General features: G+C 71.1%; 1 protein-coding gene. It reads right to left on the bottom strand.

The window, feature by feature from the left end:
* Window positions 1-561, bottom strand: a 561-nt coding sequence (locus tag AC08OO_RS23090; protein WP_476619083.1) for a transposase family protein, incomplete at its 3' end; no start/stop codon positions are given.
* Between the last annotated feature and the right edge of the window lie 220 nt (window positions 562-781).

Raw genomic sequence — 781 nt, 5'->3', positions numbered from 1 at the left:
ACTGACCGTGTATCCCTCGCCGTGTGTCACCGCGGAGAGGAGGTGGACCTGGCTGCCGTCCGGCCGGCGGGCGCCCCGGCTGGTCTTTCCATCGACGGCCAACGCCCCGGGGACCGACCCGGATCCACCCACCCGCCCGCCGTCACGGACAGCGACCGCCCCTGGGTCCTCGCCGGTCGTGGTGTCGGCCCCGCCCGACAGGTCCTCGCCCAGGAGCGCGGCGGCGAGAGCACGACGGCCAGCCGTGGTCATCACCCGCCGCAGCGTCGATTCGTCCGGGATCCTGTGCCGGCCGGTGAACGGGTCGAACGGTAGCCGGAGCCGGGTGCGTTCCTCCGCCGTCGCCCGTCGCACCCACTGCCCGACCGCGCGGGCGGAGTCGTGGCCCGCCGCGGTCAGCCCACACAGCCATACCGCCAGCAGCGACGGCAGCGGGTAGGAACAGCCCCGTGGCGACCGCGGATCGGGCACTGAGGCCAGCCGCTCCCAGATCCCCGGCTGCGACACACCACCCGCTGCCGCGACCACGGCCGCGGCACGAGACAACAACCCTGCAGGCACACCGCACCCCAGACCACGAAGACTTCGACATCTGCGTGATCTACAGGCGGAGTGCCTGCTTTTCTGTCAGCGACACGTGTCCCCGCCGTGTCTCACCAGTCATCGGGTCCCACACCCCCGACAAGAGACGAAACACCCACACCCGACCCCACCCACACAACCATCACCACACCCGGCAACCCCACCATCACCACTCAGAGCGCGAACTTGCCGGAGCCCT

This window comes from Frankia sp. CeCAU1 (assembly GCF_977971845.1).
The sequence above is the reverse complement of the archived record's forward strand: the minus strand, read 5'-3'. Positions and strand labels throughout refer to the sequence as shown.